This is a genomic window from Bacillus niameyensis (assembly GCF_001375535.1).
Classification (GTDB): Bacteria; Bacillota; Bacilli; order Bacillales; family Bacillaceae_C; genus Lederbergia; species Lederbergia niameyensis.
In genome coordinates this window covers 2,722,430-2,741,520 of sequence record NZ_LN831197.1, presented here as the reverse complement: position 1 = coordinate 2,741,520, position 19,091 = coordinate 2,722,430, and the positions used below count along the sequence as shown (strand labels likewise).

Annotated in this window: 20 protein-coding genes; 13 read left to right on the top strand and 7 right to left on the bottom strand. The window is 37.5% G+C overall.

What is annotated here, in order from left to right:
• Position 1: 1 nt before the first annotated feature.
• The 3 genes from BN1243_RS12900 (at position 2) to BN1243_RS12890 (ending at position 3,582) form a co-directional block, all read left to right on the top strand.
• Positions 2 to 643 carry an ABC transporter ATP-binding protein gene (locus BN1243_RS12900; RefSeq protein WP_062107420.1) on the top strand — a complete coding sequence of 214 codons (642 nt, stop codon included), beginning with the start codon at positions 2 to 4 and terminating at the stop codon, positions 641 to 643.
• A gap of 331 nt (positions 644 to 974) precedes the next feature.
• Positions 975 to 1,703, top strand: a complete 729-nt coding sequence (locus BN1243_RS12895) for a class I SAM-dependent methyltransferase (protein WP_062107417.1) — start codon at positions 975 to 977, stop codon at positions 1,701 to 1,703.
• 184 nt (positions 1,704 to 1,887) lie between these two features.
• Positions 1,888 to 3,582 (top strand): methyl-accepting chemotaxis protein, encoded by a 1,695-nt coding sequence (locus tag BN1243_RS12890; protein WP_062107416.1) that lies wholly within the window; start codon positions 1,888 to 1,890, stop codon positions 3,580 to 3,582.
• Positions 3,583 to 3,645: 63 nt separating this feature from the next.
• Here the strand turns inward: BN1243_RS12890 and BN1243_RS12885 are convergent, their stop codons facing one another.
• From BN1243_RS12885 to BN1243_RS12865, 5 genes are all read right to left on the bottom strand, one after another.
• Entirely contained in the window at positions 3,646 to 4,134 is a 489-nt protein-coding gene (locus tag BN1243_RS12885; protein WP_062107413.1) for an NUDIX domain-containing protein, read from the bottom strand.
• Between the two features lie 62 nt (positions 4,135 to 4,196).
• Positions 4,197 to 5,042, bottom strand: coding sequence for a VanY-A/VanY-F/VanY-M family D-Ala-D-Ala carboxypeptidase (gene vanY, locus BN1243_RS12880; RefSeq protein WP_062107411.1), 846 nt, complete (start codon positions 5,040 to 5,042; stop codon positions 4,197 to 4,199).
• An 84-nt stretch (positions 5,043 to 5,126) separates the two neighbouring features.
• Positions 5,127 to 6,248, bottom strand: coding sequence for a sensor histidine kinase (locus BN1243_RS12875; protein WP_062107409.1), 1,122 nt, complete (start codon positions 6,246 to 6,248; stop codon positions 5,127 to 5,129).
• Entirely contained in the window at positions 6,241 to 6,936 is a 696-nt protein-coding gene (locus BN1243_RS12870; protein WP_154669854.1) for a response regulator transcription factor, read from the bottom strand. Before BN1243_RS12870 ends, BN1243_RS12875 begins: the two co-directional genes overlap by 8 nt.
• Before the next feature lie 129 nt (positions 6,937 to 7,065).
• Positions 7,066 to 7,821, bottom strand: coding sequence for a hypothetical protein (locus BN1243_RS12865; RefSeq protein WP_062107405.1), 756 nt, complete (start codon positions 7,819 to 7,821; stop codon positions 7,066 to 7,068).
• A 302-nt stretch (positions 7,822 to 8,123) separates the two neighbouring features.
• Between BN1243_RS12865 and BN1243_RS12860 the strand changes: the two genes are divergently transcribed.
• Both BN1243_RS12860 and BN1243_RS12855 read left to right on the top strand, forming a co-directional pair.
• Positions 8,124 to 8,972, top strand: coding sequence for an SDR family oxidoreductase (locus tag BN1243_RS12860; protein WP_062107404.1), 849 nt, complete (start codon positions 8,124 to 8,126; stop codon positions 8,970 to 8,972).
• Between the two features lie 100 nt (positions 8,973 to 9,072).
• Positions 9,073 to 10,353 carry an Rpn family recombination-promoting nuclease/putative transposase gene (locus tag BN1243_RS12855; protein WP_230200199.1) on the top strand — a complete coding sequence of 427 codons (1,281 nt, stop codon included), beginning with the start codon at positions 9,073 to 9,075 and terminating at the stop codon, positions 10,351 to 10,353.
• Positions 10,354 to 10,410: 57 nt separating this feature from the next.
• Here BN1243_RS12855 and BN1243_RS12850 read toward each other — a convergent pair whose 3' ends face one another.
• Positions 10,411 to 11,154 carry a class I SAM-dependent methyltransferase gene (locus BN1243_RS12850; RefSeq protein ID WP_062107403.1) on the bottom strand — a complete coding sequence of 248 codons (744 nt, stop codon included), beginning with the start codon at positions 11,152 to 11,154 and terminating at the stop codon, positions 10,411 to 10,413.
• 73 nt (positions 11,155 to 11,227) lie between these two features.
• A complete protein-coding gene (locus tag BN1243_RS12845) occupies positions 11,228 to 12,466 on the bottom strand; it encodes an Nramp family divalent metal transporter (RefSeq protein WP_062107402.1) in 1,239 nt (412 codons plus the stop codon).
• A gap of 191 nt (positions 12,467 to 12,657) precedes the next feature.
• Here BN1243_RS12845 and BN1243_RS12840 point away from each other — a divergent pair, with 191 nt between their 5' ends.
• From BN1243_RS12840 to BN1243_RS12805, 8 genes are all read left to right on the top strand, one after another.
• Entirely contained in the window at positions 12,658 to 13,128 is a 471-nt protein-coding gene (locus tag BN1243_RS12840; RefSeq protein ID WP_062107401.1) for a DinB family protein, read from the top strand.
• Positions 13,129 to 13,259: 131 nt separating this feature from the next.
• Complete coding sequence (locus tag BN1243_RS12835; RefSeq protein ID WP_062107398.1) at positions 13,260 to 13,988, top strand: ABC transporter ATP-binding protein; 729 nt, start codon at positions 13,260 to 13,262, stop codon at positions 13,986 to 13,988.
• Positions 13,988 to 15,010, top strand: a complete 1,023-nt coding sequence (locus BN1243_RS12830) for an ABC transporter permease (protein ID WP_062107397.1) — start codon at positions 13,988 to 13,990, stop codon at positions 15,008 to 15,010. The genes BN1243_RS12835 and BN1243_RS12830 overlap by 1 nt, the downstream gene beginning before the upstream one ends.
• Before the next feature lie 44 nt (positions 15,011 to 15,054).
• Positions 15,055 to 15,453: a TetR/AcrR family transcriptional regulator gene (locus tag BN1243_RS12825; protein ID WP_084781904.1), complete on the top strand. Its 399-nt coding sequence runs from the start codon at positions 15,055 to 15,057 to the stop codon at positions 15,451 to 15,453.
• 314 nt (positions 15,454 to 15,767) lie between these two features.
• Positions 15,768 to 16,238, top strand: a complete 471-nt coding sequence (locus BN1243_RS12820) for a DinB family protein (RefSeq protein ID WP_062107401.1) — start codon at positions 15,768 to 15,770, stop codon at positions 16,236 to 16,238.
• Positions 16,239 to 16,369: 131 nt separating this feature from the next.
• Complete coding sequence (locus tag BN1243_RS12815; protein ID WP_062107398.1) at positions 16,370 to 17,098, top strand: ABC transporter ATP-binding protein; 729 nt, start codon at positions 16,370 to 16,372, stop codon at positions 17,096 to 17,098.
• The gene (locus tag BN1243_RS12810) at positions 17,098 to 18,120 is read left to right on the top strand and encodes an ABC transporter permease (protein ID WP_062107397.1); all 1,023 of its coding nucleotides are present in this window, start codon (positions 17,098 to 17,100) and stop codon (positions 18,118 to 18,120) included. The genes BN1243_RS12815 and BN1243_RS12810 overlap by 1 nt, the downstream gene beginning before the upstream one ends.
• Positions 18,121 to 18,164: 44 nt before the next feature.
• Complete coding sequence (locus tag BN1243_RS12805; RefSeq protein ID WP_062107395.1) at positions 18,165 to 18,812, top strand: TetR/AcrR family transcriptional regulator; 648 nt, start codon at positions 18,165 to 18,167, stop codon at positions 18,810 to 18,812.
• The last annotated feature ends 279 nt before the right edge of the window (positions 18,813 to 19,091 follow it).

Below are 19,091 nucleotides of genomic sequence, written 5' to 3'. Positions count from 1 at the left end.
AGTGGCGGATTTTATTGTAGAAGTTGAGGATGCTGTAAAGAAATTTAAGGAGACAACCGCCTTGAAGCAAGTTTCTGTCCAGTTTGAAAGAGGGGGAATCCACGGGATTATTGGGAGAAACGGCTCAGGTAAGACGGTACTATTTAAATGTATTTGCGGTTTTATGACACTGGATTCAGGCAGTATTTGGTTGGATGGAAAACCGGTAAAACCTGCGGTTGCCCAAGATATAGGAATTATTATTGAAGAACCTGGATTCATTGGCGCACTTAGTGGATTTAAAAACTTAAAGTTGCTCGCCTCTATTCAGAGAAAAATAACTGATGATGAGATTCGAAAAACTTTAAGTTTAGTAGGTCTTGACCCGATGAGTAAAAAACACGTAAGTAAATATTCATTAGGGATGCGACACCGACTCGGCATTGCTCAAGCAATCATGGAAAAACCACAACTATTAATATTAGATGAACCGATGAATGGTCTAGATAAGCAAGGGGTACTAGAAATGCGCCAGATCTTTAAGGCATTGAATCGAGAGGGGATCACAATTATTTTATCTTCCCATTATGCAGAAGATATTGAAGCCCTTTGTGAGACAGTTTGTGAGATGGATAATGGGGTGTTGACAAGGTTAAGCCCCTGAATGGTACTCTCTAACTAGACTTGAAAAATTAATCGGCAAACTCGAAAGAATATGGAGGAAATTCAAAAGAATATAATTAAAACTCGGAAGAATAATAGCCTAACCGAAACTCAAAAGAATAACAGTGGAACCCGAAAAAAAATAATTGATTCCGTATAAAACCAAACCCAAAAGATTAGCAGCGACAAAAATAAGCTTCGAACTCGCAAAAAGCATAAATGAGAACTCCGAGATTCGCGGCTTCTCTTATGACTAACAATTGATATATCTTAAACTTAAGGTATAATGACTGAAATGTAAAAATATTAGAACAGATGGAAGGATGGTCATATTGAGACAAAATGGTATTCATTCTTACAATAACCCAGTAAGAGCTCACGAGTATAATGAAAAACAAGGTTTTGATCCAAAAAGAAAAACTGAAATGCTGAATGTTACTCTTGACCTGTTAATTAATTTAACTCCAAAAGGCTCTTCTATCTTGGAATTAGGCGCAGGTTCAGGTCTGTTTTCTCAAAAGATTATTGATACCGAACGTTTTAGCAAAATATTTGTTACCGATGGAGCAGAAGCAATGTTAGAAATTGCAAAAAATCAGTTGTCCGTCCAATCTACTATTATTAATTTTGACAAGTTAGATTTCACACAACCTTCTTGGCACGAAAGATATTCAAAAAGGCAAATCAGCGCTGTGACAAGTTCTATGGCGATTCATCATGCGGAAGATAAGAAGGCGGTGTTTAAAGAAATATATAATGTATTGCTTCCAGGAGGGGCTTTTGTCTTTGCTGACCATATGGCTGGTATATCACCTTTAATAGACGACCTGATTGGGATGAAAAGGGCCAGAATTAAATTAGACTCATTAGGAGAAGACATACATGATGAACATAAGATTGATCGTTTTATTACAAACGATAAAGTAAAACAGGATGCAGAGGGCAACAAATGCGAATCCGTTAGTCAATACATCCAATATTTAATAGATGCTGGCTTTGAAAATGTGGATTGTCTATGGAGAGATTACTGGCTAGCAGTGTTTGTTGCTAAAAAGGCATGATCAGTCCTATTTGTCAGTAGGTATTTTCGCCTGTTATTCTATAAAACCCCCATTCCTTCCCAGATTTAATTTGTTTCCTAATGTCAACAGACCCATATTGTTATATGATTATAAAGGGGATAATCGACCTTGAAGGCTTATTATCACGATCATTATTTAAATGGGAAGGTAAGGGATTTTGGCAATGAGAAAAATCTTTCAGTTTAATAGCATCAAGAAAAAGTTAATATTTGGATTTTCAATTATACTTTTCCTAGTCGTATTGCTAGGCTTCTATAATTATCTTGCTATAAAAGCATTAAATAAGAATACGAACGAAATCGTTAAGGAGCAATTGCCTCTTTTGATTGCTAATGAGGAAATGGCACTTAATATGTCTGAGAGAAACTTGGCAGTTCGCGGTTACTTATTATATGGTGACCCACAGTTAAAGGAGGAATATCAGCTTTTAAAAGAGGAGGGTAGGACCATTGAAAAAAAGGTTCTTCAGCTGACAGATACCACAAAGGCTAAAGAATTGATAGAGAAAAGTTCGAAGTGGGAGGAATTCTCTGATAGAGTATTTAGCGAGTATGATGCTGGAAATAAAGACAAGGCCGTGCAGATTATGGATACTGAAGTTCGGCCACTAGGGAATGAGATCTTAACAGGTTTTAAAGACTTGGCTAAAACTAGAGGGAAAAACATATTTGAGGATGGCAAGTATGTTGAAAATTATAGTAAAGTCTCATTGATCCTCGATATAATTATTTCCCTTGTTATTGTTGGATTAGGATTGTTGGTTTCGTTAGTTATGGCTAGAATAATATCAAAACCAATCGTATCTATTGTAAATCGAATGAAAATGATTGCCTCTGGGGATTTGAGTGGAGTTTCATTGGAAGTGAAGTCAAAGGACGAAATAGGGCAATTAGTTTTGGCTACTAATGAAATGACGGATCGTACTAAGGCTTTATTGAAGGAAATCAATTTGGTTACCGATACTGTCTCAAGTCAGAGTGAAGAATTAACCCAAGCGGCTAATGAAGTGAAAACGGGAATGGAGCAAATTGCTGTTACAATGGAGGAATTGGCTACAGGGTCTGAAACCCAAGCAAATAGTGCCAGTGATTTAGCCTCTATTATGGGAACCTTTTCTGATAGGGTGGAAGAAGCTAATGAAAATGGGGGCCATATTCAAGAAAACTCAAAAAAAGTGTTGGCAATGACGACGTTAGGAAGCGAACTGATGAATTCTTCCACAGAGCAAATGATAAAGATTGATCATATTGTCAAGGAAGCGGTAGAAAAAGTTCGAAATCTTGATGGCCAATCACAGGAAATATCAAAATTAATTTCTGTCATTAAAGATGTAGCTGACCAGACCAATCTTTTAGCTCTTAATGCGGCAATTGAAGCAGCAAGGGCTGGAGAGCATGGAAAGGGCTTTGCCGTTGTGGCAGAAGAGGTAAAAAATTTGGCCGAACAAGTGGCTATATCTGTTAAGGATATTACTCATATTGTTACTAATATACAAAATGAAACAAGTGTCGTAGCGAATTCCTTGCAAAATGGATATAGCGAAGTAGAACAAGGCACGAATCAAATTAAAAGAACTGATCAGACCTTTAATGAGATTAGTTCAGCCGTGTCTGATATGGCTCGTAGTATTAACTATATAACAAGTAATCTAGCAGAAGTGACTAATAGTGCTCGAGAAATGAATCACTCCATAGAGGAAGTAGCGTCTGTTTCCGAGGAAGCCGCTGCAGGTGTGGAACAAACAGCAGCATCCGCGCAGCAAGCGAGTAGCTCTATGGAAGAAGTGTCAGCAAATTCTGACCACCTTGTCAAAAGAATTGAGGAACTTAATAAACTCGTAAGTCAGTTTAAATTGTAAAAGTTGCTGCCTGTCCCACTTTGGGATAGGCAGTTCATGCCTATAACTGGATAAGGATGAGATCTATTTTAAAATCACTTGTCCATTTCTTCTATAACTTTTTAGATCCTCAATCGTTTCGAGATACAACGGTGGAATATCAGGCAATTCATCTAACGAAAAAAACTTGGCCTCGGCTGTTTCATCTGTTTCTTCAAGAAGTTGGCCCGACCATTGTTCAACTAAAAAGACGACGGCAAACATTTTATTTTCATCACCATAACCATTCGTATATTCATAGTCTATTCCAGTATACAGGGCAATTAGTTTCGCTGAGATCACATCAAGTCCGGTTTCTTCTTTCACCTCACGTTTAAGACAATCAAAAATGGATTCATGTAATTCAAGCCCACCTGCGGGCATGACCCAAGCTCCATTATCTTTTCTTTTTACAAATAAAATCTTTCCATCCATATCTTGGATGATGGCCCTCGCAGCAGGAGCAATTAACATTTGACTTCCAGCCACTTTCCGCAGTTGGCCTAAATATGACTCTTCCCAGCTAATGGACAATTTTATCACCTCATTGATGTTTTGTATAAATATATCATATATTCAAACAAATCAGTCCGTTTTTATTGATACACTGTAACAATAACACCATCGATATTATTCCCAGAAACATCATATTCTTGTTTTGCAGGAACTTGAATGGTCGTCTGTTCAGTAATCGGATAATAAGAGATTTGGTACTTTTTACCATTAAAATCAACTAATAGGTTTTTTTCTGTTTTTAAGTAATCCAAATACTCTTCTAGAGCGAAGTTTTTCTCGTGTATAATGGCGCTGTGAGGCAGTCCAACATAACGAATATGCCAAGGTTCGTACTGAATCCCTGTGACCTGGGTTTTATCTTTTGGATACCGTAAAATAAATCCATGTTTCCAAGCATTCTTTTCAATCCATTTGCCTTCAGGAGCTTTCTCCATTTTTGCTACGGACGAGCCGACGTCAAGTGATAGTCCTAAATTATGTTCGCTGAAACCAGCAGGGAGAGCATAATCAGCCCCCATTTCTTTATAAAGAGTTTCTTGCTCATCGAAATTCCGATAACCGCTACTAATTATAAAGTTTTTTACACCATTATTTTCAGCAGCAAGAACCATTTTAGAGAACTTTTGAGTGATGTCCTCTGATAACTGAATGGAGTTATTCAGTAGGCTGAACCCATTCATTAAATGATCATTTTGAAATATATGGACTATATCTGATCGGATATATTCTTTTCGGGCAGGGTATTCATTGTTTACTAGTACAAGATTTCCTTGGAAAACTATCTCGGCTGAAATCCTTAAATCCACCATTTTCGTAGACTTGTCAAGCTGTTTCAATGTTTTAATATCCACCTCTTTTTGAAAAAAGGACAAGCTCACGAACCCGATGCCTAAAATTAGGAATAACAAACATCCCCACTTCTTCATTTTAACTTCCTCCTGTAATGTCTAATGACTAATAGGATAAGAAAAATAGTTTAAATAAAAAGTGGGGTAAATCTTAAATTTTTCTTAAATAAGGTCTTCTTGGTCATTCAAATTATCCTGCAGTGGCAAACGTACTTCAAATTGTGTTTGGATGACTGAACTTTCGACGGAAATGGTTCCGCCGTGTTGCTCGATAATATTCTTGGCGATAAATAATCCGAGACCCGTGCCGCCGTCTTGATATGTACGTGCTTGATCTCCACTATAAAACATTTCAAAGAGATGGGGAATTTCTTCAGAAGGAATTTGATTTCCATAATTAATGACTTGAATGACAACATGATCTGAATCAGTAAAACCACGAATATCAACGTATTGACCATCTACTCCATAACGGATGGCATTGATTAGTATATTTTCAAATACGCGCGCTAATAGATCACCATCACCGAGAATGGGGAGATGCGTCTCATTATTCATTCTAGCTACTAAATGATTTTTTTCAAAGAGTGGATACAATTCCTCTTTTAATTGACTTAGAAGTTCATTCATATCTAGTGGTGCTTTTTCAAGTGTTAACATCCCATAGTTCATTCTTGTGATTTCAAAAAGCTCGTCAATGAGCTTTTCCAAACGTTGTGATTTCGTAAAGGCAATCGTTGTATAATGTCGAACCTGTTCTTTCGTTAAGCTCTCATCCTGTACAATTAAATCTAAATAACCTAATACTGATGTAAGGGGAGTACGGAGATCATGGGCTAAATTAACAACTAATTGGTCTTTGCTGCTTTCCGCAAAATCACCCCTTTTCACTGCTTCTTGTAATTTCACGCTTGCCTGATTAATATCATTTGCAATTTCTTTAAATTCGTCATTGGAGGATACTTTAACTTGATAAGAAAAATCACCATTTGCAAGTTGATGAATCCCCTTTGAAATTTCCTTGAAATAAGTGGAGTAAGGCTTTGTGAGTAAATAAAAAAATAAAATCGAAAGTGGAATGAAGATACATAAAAAAGCATTTACGTCTCCGATTGCAGCAAGCAATTCTCGAACCCGAGCTAAGGGGTCTTCAATCCGAACTCTTGTATGATAATAGTATTGCAATGCCTTATATATAGCGAAAGTGATCGCACTAGCAAGCAACATACTTAAGCCAAATAACAGCAGCATTTTGGAACGAAAACTACGGACTATTTTAGCCATTAAATGAATAACCAACTCCCCAAACCGTTTTAATGAAGAGGTTTTTTCTTTTATCTTCCCCAAGTTTTTTCCGCAAGGTACGAATATGAACCATTACAGTGTTCCTGCTCTCATAATAGTCTTCTCCCCAAACTTGTTGGAATATTTGTTCCGCACTATAAACCTTTTTTGGGTGACGGGCTAGCAAGTATAAAATATCAAATTCCTTAGGTGTAAGTTCAATCATCTCATCATAAATTACCACAGAGCGCTGATCTGGATTTATTTTTAAGCCACCTATTTCGATCAAAGAAGGCTCCTTCGCCTTAGATTGATTAAACTTAATATACCTGCGTAATTGGGCATTCACACGAGCCACTAATTCCATTGGATTAAAAGGTTTTGTTAAATAATCGTCTCCACCAATCATCAATCCTTGAATTTTATCGAAATCCGAGGATTTAGCACTTACGAATATAATCGGCATTTGAAACTCTGAACGAATTTGCAGAGCTGTTTCAAATCCATCTAACTTTGGCATCATAATGTCTAAAATTACGAGATCAATTGATTGAGACCGAATGATGTTAAGGGCCTCTTCTCCGTCGGCTGCTATAACGACCTGATGACCTTCCTTTTCTAAATGAATTTTAATCAGATCAGCAATTTCCCGTTCATCCTCCGCAATTAATATGGAAGGCTTCATAATTATCGTACTCCTTGCGTAGTAATAAGAGCTCTTTCTAGTTAAAATCTATTATAGTTTGTTTTCTATAATCGCTCAAATTCATGAAAAGGAAACGAAGGCAAGATTCCGCGGAAGGAATGAATTTCTAATCTACCCAGCCGCCTCTCTATATTTTGCCTGTATCGCTTCAAGTCGCCTTTTCTTGGCTAGTTGCTCCTCACTGAATTCATAAATAGTATCATCATCTTTTCCGAACCAGTCAGGAAGAATCTCCTGGCGAGTGGGCTTCCGGGAGACATGTGTTTGGTTAGTAACCAAAACTTTATAGGCATATTTCCATGCGAAAATGGACCTTGCGGCGGTTTCCTCAATTGCCACCAAGATTTGTTGAAGGGGGTAGGTAACTATCGCTTCTTGGAGCTCTTTCTTTTGGTCCGCTTTTAATGGGAAAAAGCATAGCTCTTTTAACCGTCTTTTTACTTTTTGGTATTTGTTCTCTAGCTCAGGTGACATAGGTTGCGCTCTCTTACTTGTAGAATTTTTTGTTTGCTCCAGTTCAACTTTCTGTTTCTTGGAACTGGAACGGATCTCTTTCTTTGTGTGTTCACAAATACAATACCAATTGGTACGATCATAGCGATGTTTACCATGCTGCTCGATTTTTATAAGCCCCATTTTTTCAAGCGAGGTAAAGATGCGTTTAATCGTAGAGGTAGACCAAAACGGGAAAATCTCTTGCCACTCGTTATAAGTGATGGCGACCCAATGCACTCCGTCCATTAATATTCCGTATGTATCGATTAAGATAGTTAATTGTTTTAGTATAATACTTTCATTCAATCCAATTTTTACAGCTAACTCTGGTGAAATCTCCAAAAATTCAACATGACTTATTTGATTTGTCATTTTACATCCCTCCACCCCTTATATATAGGCGAGTGACTCAAAAGGACACCCTAAAATTAATTTTATTATGATTTTATAAAGCTTTTTTAAAACCAAGTACATAAAGAGGAGGGCAGAATGATTGGCTCGAATAATCCGCAAAGACTAAGTCTATTGGACAACTATAATTTCGTGGAATCCATCTTAATGCTAATACGATTGATCGTAGAAATAGCAATGTCCATGATGATATATTGATAAGGAGATAGAGGGCAAATGCTAGCGTACTATAATAAAAAAGAACAAAGGGAGTGGAAGGACAGATGAGTGCTAAAAAAATTGCATTGGTTACTGGTACCTCGAGCGGATTTGGTTTATACACTTCCATTGAACTAGCAAAAAAACATTATTTTGTGATTGCAACGATGCGTGACTTACATAAACAGAATCAATTAGTAGCAGTGGCTGAAGAAAACAAAGTTCGTGATCAGATAGAAATTTTAGAATTAGACGTCACGAATAAGCAACAAATCCCTAAAGTCGTGAATGACATCTATGAACGGTTTGGGAGACTTGATGTATTAGTCAATAATGCTGGAATTTCCTTTGGTGGTTATGTGGAAGAAACCTCTGTTGAAGACTGGGAATTGATGATGAATACGAATTTTCTCGGAGTTGTTTTACTAACAACGGCAGTCCTTCCATTAATGAGGGAACAGAGAAATGGGAAGATTATCAATATTAGTAGTGTGAGCGGCAGCGTGGGATTTCCGGGATATGGGGCGTATTCCGCTTCAAAATTTGCTCTTGAAGGATTCAGTGAGTCGCTCCGTTTAGAAATGCTCCCGTATGGTGTTGAAGTTATATTAATTGAACCTGGGGCCTACCAAACAGCGATTTGGGATAAAAGTATTGATTATATTGAATACAGGAAAAAGGAAAATTCCCCTTATCAGAAGCCCTTTTCTGCGATTCTTGCATTCAGTAAAAATATCACTAAAAAGGCAACCGATCCCCAACAACTAGCAAAGAAGATTGCTAATATAGTTGAGAGCAATCGTACAAAATTCCGTTATCCCTTAGGGAAAGGGGCGCTTGTAGCAATCTGGGGCAAGGCTCTCCTACCATGGAAATGGTTTGAGCGGATCATTTTGCAACAACTGAAAAAATGACAAACAGGAACATTTGTTTGTATTTGCTCGTATCTTTGGTATACTGTTAGTAGAACTCCATCTTTAGTTAAGTCTCCATAACACATGAAGGGGTGTTTGTATGGCGCTGGCTAAACTACAGTATGAAAATACCACTAAGGTAATTCCACATGGTTATATTAGGGAAGACTTCAAAAACTACAACATGAAACAACAAGAGGAACAACTTAGTACTAAGTTGTTAAAAAGAATCCCATTAGAGCGACTCATGGATTTGAAAATTGATTATGCGTTCAAACAGCTTTTTGGCAGTGAAAGAAATAAGGAAATTACCGTTGTCTTTTTAAATGCTATTCTACAAAAAACCGGTAGAAATCCGATCAAGGACATCACCTTTTTGAACACGGAATCTGGCAGGGAATATATGGATGATAAGTTATCAAGATTAGATTTGTTGGTAACGACAGATGCTGATGAAAGGATTAATGTAGAAATCCAATTCACAGATAAATACAATATGATCAAACGTTCTCTGTTCTACTGGGCAGGTGCTTATAGAAGTCCATTGGGAAAAAATATGAGTTACAGTGAACTGCGGCCTGTCATATCGATTAATATCCTTAATTTCGACATTATTAAGCAGACGGATCGCTTCCATACTACCTATCATTTGTTCGAGGATGAGGAACAATTTAGGTTAACTGATATGTTGGAATTCCATTTCATTGAGATGTCCAAGTTAATTAAGGATTGGAAAGATGATAAACTGGATCCATGGAACGACGTTTTGGCAAGATGGCTCTTGATGCTCGGTATGGTTGATCGTAGAAATAGCAAAGTCTATGATGACATTTATAAGGAGTTGGAGGCGATTGCAATGAAAGATGAAACGCTTCGTAGAGCATTTCAAAGCTGGGAGGAGTTAAGTATGACGCAAGAACAATATCTGGCATACGAATCTCGGCTCAAGCACATCTTGGATGAAGAAGCTTATCAACGCGAAAAGGAATTGTTTGAAGAAGAGAAAAAAGCATTGGCTGAAGAGAAAAAAGCATTATTTGAAGAGGAAAAATCTTTAGGTCAAGAGAAAGAAGCTATAGGTCAAGAGAAAGAAGCTATAGGTGAAGAGAAAAAGGTATTAGGTGAAGAGAAAAGGGCATTAAAAGAAAAAGAAGAGCAATTGCTTCAAATGGAAGAAAGTATAAAGCGCAGGGCAATGAAAATTGCGGAAGAAACAAAAGACGTTAAAGAAAGGCTGAAAGAAGAAACAAAAAGGGCAGAAAAGGAGGCCATTGCTCTTCGTCTTTTAGAAAAGGGACTGGATATTAAATTTACTGCTGAATCCACGGGGCTTACTGAGGATAGGGTCATTGAAATTCAACGGGGAACGATTGAAAAGTAATAATTTAGGTGCCTCCTCTTACAACGAATTACTATAAAAGAGGCAGGCACCACTATCTTAATTGTTCGCTATAATCATAAATCTTTTTGAATTCGTCTGGATCCCTTTATCAGTCTGATTGTTTTTAATAAATTGATCAAGAATGGTGTAGTCCTGTTCATTATGACCAAAGTTACTGATAACAGGTGTATGTGTAAGTAAAAATAACAGATCCTCAGGTCGTTGATAATATTCGACGGCATTATACTCATACGAGTGAACTTTAGAAAAACCTGCATACTGTAGTTCCTGTATATATTTATTCTTTAATGTACCATCAATTTCTTCAAACGATTGTCCACGGCCAAATGCCTCTTTTAAATTTACTTTGTCATCTTCACTTACTTGTTGTGTCAAAAAGGTACCACCTTTTTTCAATACTCTAGCAACTTCAGCAGCATTAAATGGTGCATGGCGACAGGAGATGATGTCAAAAAAGCTATCAGGAAATTGCAACTGTTGAGAAGACATTTGCAAGAATCGGACATTCCTTTTGTTAGATTTGTTAAGATTTGCTCGAGCCGTTTTGATCATTTCACCTGAAAGATCGATGCCAATTAAGAAAGATAAAGAGGCAGCTATTTTTAGAACATTTTCTCCACCGCCTGTACCAATATCCAATAAAATGTCGGTATTTTTGCACCTTTTCTGTACCTCTTCATAAAAATCCCATTGAACACCTTCAGAGTGGCATTTGACTTGGCTAAAATCCCAACCATTGATTTTGGCAATTTTATCGTAAAAACTATCGTATTCAATCATTTGTAAGACCGCCTTTTTTAAAAAAATAGTGCCAATCCCTTAATTAGGAGGGAATAGGCACTTGTCACTCTACCTATGAAAAGAATATATTTCTAACGTTGTTAATTGCAAGATAAATTAGAACAATAAGCCCAAGAAACCCAACAATATTTTTCCACAATGAATTCTTGAGTTGCCCCATAATCTTTGCATCATTCGCAACAACTAAAATGCAAATGGCGATAAAGGGAACAACGATAATTGTGATCGCTTGTGCGAAAATAATGAGGTTTACAGGTGCTTGCCCAAAGACAAGTCCAACAATCGAGCCGAAAAGCATGACCAAGATTATAGAAATTTTTACAGGCCAATTGGACAGCTTGTAGCCAAAACCAATACCGTCGGCCAGCATGGATCCCCCGATTGTGGCATTCCCAATCATCGAGGAAAAGGAGGCCCCGAACAGACCAAGCATAAAAACAATAGTCGACCATGAACCAAATAATGGCTCGAGCGCTGCCCCCATTTCAGAGGCATCATTGACGACCAATCCTTGTGGTTTCAAAATGGTAGCTGCAGAAATCATAATTAAAAATGAAATGAAACCTAGAATGAAAATCCCAAGATAGGACTCTTTCATTCCTGATGAAGCATCTTGGATCGTCCACCCTTTTTCTCTAACTAAGTAGGATTGGTAAATGGCTCCAACAATTGAAAAACTAGTAGCAAATAGCGCGATCACTAGGCCCATACTTCCATCAGGAAATGAGGGGATAAAGCCACTAAAGATTGCTCCAATAGAAGGCTTAACTAGAATGACGGTAATAATAAATGCAAGCAACATGAGTAAAATAAGGCCAAGCATTAATTTTTCCAAAATAGCATAAAATTGTTTCATAAATAATAAAAGAATCCCCAAAGCCGTCATGACAACAATCCATAAATTTGCCTGTGTGCCAAAGACCATAGATGTGGCAATTCCTGTTCCAATCGCATTGCCTGCTTGAAAAGACGCAGTAACTAAGAACGCACCGACTCCGATTAAAACACCAGCAAATTTTCCCCAACGTTGCTTCATAACATCAATGAAACTTGCCTGGGTGGCGAGACCAATACGAGTGCTCATTTCGGTATAGACCATCATGAATAGAACAGCAATGACAAGTGTCCAGATGAGTTGTGTGTCATAAATGGCGCCAATTTTCAATGAAAGCGTAATGCTCCCTGGTCCTAAAACTAGGGCGGAAGTGATAAATGCAGGTCCCATCTTGCTCCAAAGGCTTTTTTTAACAATGATTGAGTTGGTTGTAACCGCATTTAACTCCTGTTTCATTTCATCCCTCCATTAATAAATTTGAATCTATACTTTTAATATAGCGAGTTTTGGAACTTTTAGGATGTCCTTAATAGGTCTTAAAATATTTTGTGAAAATGATTATTTTGAGCTCTGAAATTGCTATCCCCTATCCATGTTCGTTATGATAAAAAGGACAACTTTAATTCATGAAAGTGAGGGTGATGAATATGTATCGTAAAGTTGAAGATTTTTTAGAGGATTGGTCAGTTTCTGCAGATGGAACGTTGCGAGTAATTCAAGCTATTACAAATGAGAAGCTTGATCAATCTATTGTTGAAGGCCATAACTCGCTTGGATGGTTAGCATGGCATTTAGTAGGTGCAGCTGGGGCATTTGGTCATTTCGCTGGTTTACAAATTCCTGGTCCAACGCAAGATCAACCCGTGCCAACCGATGTTGCGGAAATCGTACAAGCCTATGAAAAGGTGATTGCTGCTTTTAAGAGCGAGGCACCAAAGTTAACGGATGACTCTTTATTAGAAGAAGTAACTGGCTTTGTCGGTCCAGCTCCACGTGGCAAACTTTTACGCGGCTTGATTGATCATCAAACTCATCATCGTGGACAAATGACGGTCTTACTACGCCAAGCAGGGCTTCCTGTACCAGGGATTATGGGCCCAACAAAAGAAATGCAATAATCTGCTATCAACACATCCTTGAGGGGTGTGTTTTTTAATAGTATTTAAAAGTGAGTAATCACTTCACAAATAAACACAATCGATATATAATAAAGTGAGTAATCACTCATTAAAAAACAGGATGTGAACTCATGAATAACCGTCAAGCTTGTATTTCCATACGCAACGTCTCGAAAAGTTTTGGGAAACATCAAGTACTATATGATATTACTTTGGATATTAAAGAAGGGGAAATTTTTGGTTTGCTCGGTCCGTCTGGTGCGGGAAAAACAACCTTAGTAAAGCAACTATCTGGGTTGGACATCCCAACTTCTGGGGAAAATTATGTTCTTCAAGGGAAAATGCCTGATTTAAAGTTAATAACTAGAATTGGCTATATGGCACAATCTGATGCCCTTTATGATGATTTAACGGCCAAGGAAAATTTGCAGTTTTTTGCCTCTCTTTATGGAATAAAAAGGGCAAAGCAATCCAAACGGATAAAAGAAGTCATGGAACTTGTCCAATTGTCCAATGACTTGTCAAAGTTGGTGTCAAACTATTCTGGCGGAATGAAAAGAAGATTGTCTTTAGCAATTGCGCTTTTACATGAACCAGAAATTTTGATTCTAGATGAACCGACTGTTGGGATTGACCCAGTTTTAAGAAAGAATATTTGGCAAGCTTTTTACGAGCTAAAACAACAAGGAAAAACATTGATCGTGACAACACATGTTATGGATGAGGCAGAAAAATGTGATCGATTAGGATTAATTCGTGACGGGAAATTAATTGCAGTCGGTACTCCAGAAGAATTAAAAAGAGAAACGAATTCTATATCCATTGAGGATGCGTTTCTAGTTTATGGGGGTGCTCATTAATGAGAGTTTTTGCTTTAGTTACAAGAATTCTGCGCCAAATTGTACGGGACAAAAGAACTTTAGGCTTGTTAATCTTTGCTCCTATTCTTGTTCTCTCAATGGTTTATTTAGTTTTCAGCGGAAATGATTATATTTCTAAAGTTGGTCTTGTTAATGTTCCAGATGTCATCTTGGAACAGATGAATGTTGAAGATGCAAAAGTAACGGAATATCATAATCAAGAAATGGCAAAGGCAGATTTAGCTAACCAAAAGATCGATGGATACGTAGTATTTACAAATCAATCTCCTGCTATATTTATTGAAGGTAGTGATCCAAGCAAGTCTGGTGCTGTTATGAAATGGATTCAAGCTAACTTGACCAAAGCGAATGGTACGGCTGCTGAATTAAAAGTCGATTACTTACATGGATCGGATGAGATGGAGCAGTTTGATTATTTTGGACCTTACCTAGTGGGATTCTTTATCTTCTTCTTCGTATTTCTCATTGCGGGTATTTCCTTTTTACGTGAGCGAACAACAGGAACGCTCGAAAGGCTCTTATCTAGCCCACTAAGAAAATGGGAGATTGTCGTCGGCTATATACTCGGCTTCGGAGTGTTTTCTTTAATTCAAGCGACTATTATCACTGTTTATGCCATTTATGTGCTTGGAATGTTTATGGATGGAGCACTTATTTATGTGTTAATGATTACCTTTATGCTATCTTTAACCGCACTTACACTGGGCACCCTGTTATCTGCTTTTGCAAACAATGAATTTCAGATGATGCAATTTATTCCGATTGTTATCATACCGCAAATATTCTTTTCGGGACTTTTTAACTTGGAAACGATCTCCGGGTGGCTTAGTTGGATAGGGCCTTTTACGCCATTGTATTATGCAGCTGATGCCTTAAAAAATGTCATGATTAGGGGGAGTGGTTGGGGTGATATTTATTTGGATATTCTTGCCTTGATCGGATTCTCACTTATTTTCGTGACCTTAAATATTTTTGCCCTTAGAAAATATCGTCGCATTTAAGCTATAATGACATTAATACAGAGCGATTGTAAAGGAGCTTTTCGATGTCAGAAGAACATAATACGATTAATGATGTTCTCCTTAATCAAGAGGGATTAACGGAAAAACAGAGAAAGATTTTGGCTGCGGCAACAGAGGCTTTTGCTGAAAAGGGCTTTGCGGCAACGTCAACGAGCGAAATAGCCAAAAAAGCGGGTGTCGCGGAAGGCACCATTTTTAGACATTATAAAACAAAAAAAGATCTGTTGATGACAATTGTTTCTCCAATGATGGTGAAATTGATTGGACCGATTGTCATTAAAGAATTAAATAAAGTATTGGATCAAAAATATGATCACTTTGAAGACTTTTTGAAAGCAATGGTTGAAAATCGTCGGAAGTTCCTCGAGAATAACATGGCGGTTATAAGAATNTGTGTCATAAATGGCGCCAATTTTCAATGAAAGCGTAATGCTCCCTGGTCCTAAAACTAGGGCGGAAGTGATAAATGCAGGTCCCATCTTGCTCCAAAGGCTTTTTTTAACAATGATTGAGTTGGTTGTAACCGCATTTAACTCCTGTTTCATTTCATCCCTCCATTAATAAATTTGAATCTATACTTTTAATATAGCGAGTTTTGGAACTTTTAGGATGTCCTTAATAGGTCTTAAAATATTTTGTGAAAATGATTATTTTGAGCTCTGAAATTGCTATCCCCTATCCATGTTCGTTATGATAAAAAGGACAACTTTAATTCATGAAAGTGAGGGTGATGAATATGTATCGTAAAGTTGAAGATTTTTTAGAGGATTGGTCAGTTTCTGCAGATGGAACGTTGCGAGTAATTCAAGCTATTACAAATGAGAAGCTTGATCAATCTATTGTTGAAGGCCATAACTCGCTTGGATGGTTAGCATGGCATTTAGTAGGTGCAGCTGGGGCATTTGGTCATTTCGCTGGTTTACAAATTCCTGGTCCAACGCAAGATCAACCCGTGCCAACCGATGTTGCGGAAATCGTACAAGCCTATGAAAAGGTGATTGCTGCTTTTAAGAGCGAGGCACCAAAGTTAACGGATGACTCTTTATTAGAAGAAGTAACTGGCTTTGTCGGTCCAGCTCCACGTGGCAAACTTTTACGCGGCTTGATTGATCATCAAACTCATCATCGTGGACAAATGACGGTCTTACTACGCCAAGCAGGGCTTCCTGTACCAGGGATTATGGGCCCAACAAAAGAAATGCAATAATCTGCTATCAACACATCCTTGAGGGGTGTGTTTTTTAATAGTATTTAAAAGTGAGTAATCACTTCACAAATAAACACAATCGATATATAATAAAGTGAGTAATCACTCATTAAAAAACAGGATGTGAACTCATGAATAACCGTCAAGCTTGTATTTCCATACGCAACGTCTCGAAAAGTTTTGGGAAACATCAAGTACTATATGATATTACTTTGGATATTAAAGAAGGGGAAATTTTTGGTTTGCTCGGTCCGTCTGGTGCGGGAAAAACAACCTTAGTAAAGCAACTATCTGGGTTGGACATCCCAACTTCTGGGGAAAATTATGTTCTTCAAGGGAAAATGCCTGATTTAAAGTTAATAACTAGAATTGGCTATATGGCACAATCTGATGCCCTTTATGATGATTTAACGGCCAAGGAAAATTTGCAGTTTTTTGCCTCTCTTTATGGAATAAAAAGGGCAAAGCAATCCAAACGGATAAAAGAAGTCATGGAACTTGTCCAATTGTCCAATGACTTGTCAAAGTTGGTGTCAAACTATTCTGGCGGAATGAAAAGAAGATTGTCTTTAGCAATTGCGCTTTTACATGAACCAGAAATTTTGATTCTAGATGAACCGACTGTTGGGATTGACCCAGTTTTAAGAAAGAATATTTGGCAAGCTTTTTACGAGCTAAAACAACAAGGAAAAACATTGATCGTGACAACACATGTTATGGATGAGGCAGAAAAATGTGATCGATTAGGATTAATTCGTGACGGGAAATTAATTGCAGTCGGTACTCCAGAAGAATTAAAAAGAGAAACGAATTCTATATCCATTGAGGATGCGTTTCTAGTTTATGGGGGTGCTCATTAATGAGAGTTTTTGCTTTAGTTACAAGAATTCTGCGCCAAATTGTACGGGACAAAAGAACTTTAGGCTTGTTAATCTTTGCTCCTATTCTTGTTCTCTCAATGGTTTATTTAGTTTTCAGCGGAAATGATTATATTTCTAAAGTTGGTCTTGTTAATGTTCCAGATGTCATCTTGGAACAGATGAATGTTGAAGATGCAAAAGTAACGGAATATCATAATCAAGAAATGGCAAAGGCAGATTTAGCTAACCAAAAGATCGATGGATACGTAGTATTTACAAATCAATCTCCTGCTATATTTATTGAAGGTAGTGATCCAAGCAAGTCTGGTGCTGTTATGAAATGGATTCAAGCTAACTTGACCAAAGCGAATGGTACGGCTGCTGAATTAAAAGTCGATTACTTACATGGATCGGATGAGATGGAGCAGTTTGATTATTTTGGACCTTACCTAGTGGGATTCTTTATCTTCTTCTTCGTATTTCTCATTGCGGGTATTTCCTTTTTACGTGAGCGAACAACAGGAACGCTCGAAAGGCTCTTATCTAGCCCACTAAGAAAATGGGAGATTGTCGTCGGCTATATACTCGGCTTCGGAGTGTTTTCTTTAATTCAAGCGACTATTATCACTGTTTATGCCATTTATGTGCTTGGAATGTTTATGGATGGAGCACTTATTTATGTGTTAATGATTACCTTTATGCTATCTTTAACCGCACTTACACTGGGCACCCTGTTATCTGCTTTTGCAAACAATGAATTTCAGATGATGCAATTTATTCCGATTGTTATCATACCGCAAATATTCTTTTCGGGACTTTTTAACTTGGAAACGATCTCCGGGTGGCTTAGTTGGATAGGGCCTTTTACGCCATTGTATTATGCAGCTGATGCCTTAAAAAATGTCATGATTAGGGGGAGTGGTTGGGGTGATATTTATTTGGATATTCTTGCCTTGATCGGATTCTCACTTATTTTCGTGACCTTAAATATTTTTGCCCTTAGAAAATATCGTCGCATTTAAGCTATAATGACATTAATACAGAGCGATTGTAAAGGAGCTTTTCGATGTCAGAAGAACATAATACGATTAATGATGTTCTCCTTAATCAAGAGGGATTAACGGAAAAACAGAGAAAGATTTTGGCTGCGGCAACAGAGGCTTTTGCTGAAAAGGGCTTTGCGGCAACGTCAACGAGCGAAATAGCCAAAAAAGCGGGTGTCGCGGAAGGCACCATTTTTAGACATTATAAAACAAAAAAAGATCTGTTGATGACAATTGTTTCTCCAATGATGGTGAAATTGATTGGACCGATTGTCATTAAAGAATTAAATAAAGTATTGGATCAAAAATATGATCACTTTGAAGACTTTTTGAAAGCAATGGTTGAAAATCGTCGGAAGTTCCTCGAGAATAACATGGCGGTTATAAGAATATTGCTACAGGAAATCCCCTTCCATGCAGAGTTAAGAGAACAATTCATCGAACAAATTGGAAAAAAGGTCTATTCGAGATTTAGCCAGATTGTGGCCCACTATCAATCTAAAGGGCAAATTATCGACATGGATCCTGATACGGTTATTCGACTCGTCGCATCTGCTTTACTTGGCTTTTTCGTCACAAAATATGTCATCTCACCTGAAAATTGGAATGATGAGGTGGAGATTAATCGGACGTTAGAATTCTTGAAAAATGGGTTGGCTCCGAAGGAATAATATTATTTGTGAAAGGATTCGATCTATTCGAGTCCTTTTACTGTATAAAAAAGGACGAAGCTACATTAATCAAAAGTTTACTTAAATCCCAGTCCCTTCGAAAACAATGCTCTCAGGACGCCCGCAGAGTCAGGGAATATAAGAAAGTGATCGCTTTTATCCTGCCTTAACTTGCTGTAAGACCCCCACTTGTTGAAGTTTCAATTTATTTTGGAAGTATTATAATAAAATTAAGAATAATTTGCTATAATCTTCGGAAAGGTTTGTGCTTGCCAATAA

Bases quoted from the DNA above. Each gene is read 5' to 3' on its own strand.
- vanY (WP_062107411.1), bottom strand. From the start codon at position 5,042: ATGAAGAAGTGGGGATGTTTGTTATTCCTAATTTTAGGCATCGGGTTC.
- BN1243_RS12820 (WP_062107401.1), top strand. From the start codon at position 15,768: ATGTATCGTAAAGTTGAAGATTTTTTAGAGGATTGGTCAGTTTCTGCA.
- BN1243_RS12890 (WP_062107416.1), top strand. From the start codon at position 1,888: ATGAGAAAAATCTTTCAGTTTAATAGCATCAAGAAAAAGTTAATATTT.
- BN1243_RS12830 (WP_062107397.1), top strand. From the start codon at position 13,988: ATGAGAGTTTTTGCTTTAGTTACAAGAATTCTGCGCCAAATTGTACGG.
- BN1243_RS12875 (WP_062107409.1), bottom strand. From the start codon at position 6,248: ATGGCTAAAATAGTCCGTAGTTTTCGTTCCAAAATGCTGCTGTTATTT.
- BN1243_RS12805 (WP_062107395.1), top strand. From the start codon at position 18,165: ATGTCAGAAGAACATAATACGATTAATGATGTTCTCCTTAATCAAGAG.
- BN1243_RS12860 (WP_062107404.1), top strand. From the start codon at position 8,124: ATGAGTGCTAAAAAAATTGCATTGGTTACTGGTACCTCGAGCGGATTT.
- BN1243_RS12850 (WP_062107403.1), bottom strand. From the start codon at position 11,154: ATGATTGAATACGATAGTTTTTACGATAAAATTGCCAAAATCAATGGT.
- BN1243_RS12810 (WP_062107397.1), top strand. From the start codon at position 17,098: ATGAGAGTTTTTGCTTTAGTTACAAGAATTCTGCGCCAAATTGTACGG.
- BN1243_RS12845 (WP_062107402.1), bottom strand. From the start codon at position 12,466: ATGAAACAGGAGTTAAATGCGGTTACAACCAACTCAATCATTGTTAAA.
- BN1243_RS12835 (WP_062107398.1), top strand. From the start codon at position 13,260: ATGAATAACCGTCAAGCTTGTATTTCCATACGCAACGTCTCGAAAAGT.
- BN1243_RS12840 (WP_062107401.1), top strand. From the start codon at position 12,658: ATGTATCGTAAAGTTGAAGATTTTTTAGAGGATTGGTCAGTTTCTGCA.
- BN1243_RS12855 (WP_230200199.1), top strand. From the start codon at position 9,073: ATGGCGCTGGCTAAACTACAGTATGAAAATACCACTAAGGTAATTCCA.
- BN1243_RS12865 (WP_062107405.1), bottom strand. From the start codon at position 7,821: ATGACAAATCAAATAAGTCATGTTGAATTTTTGGAGATTTCACCAGAG.
- BN1243_RS12815 (WP_062107398.1), top strand. From the start codon at position 16,370: ATGAATAACCGTCAAGCTTGTATTTCCATACGCAACGTCTCGAAAAGT.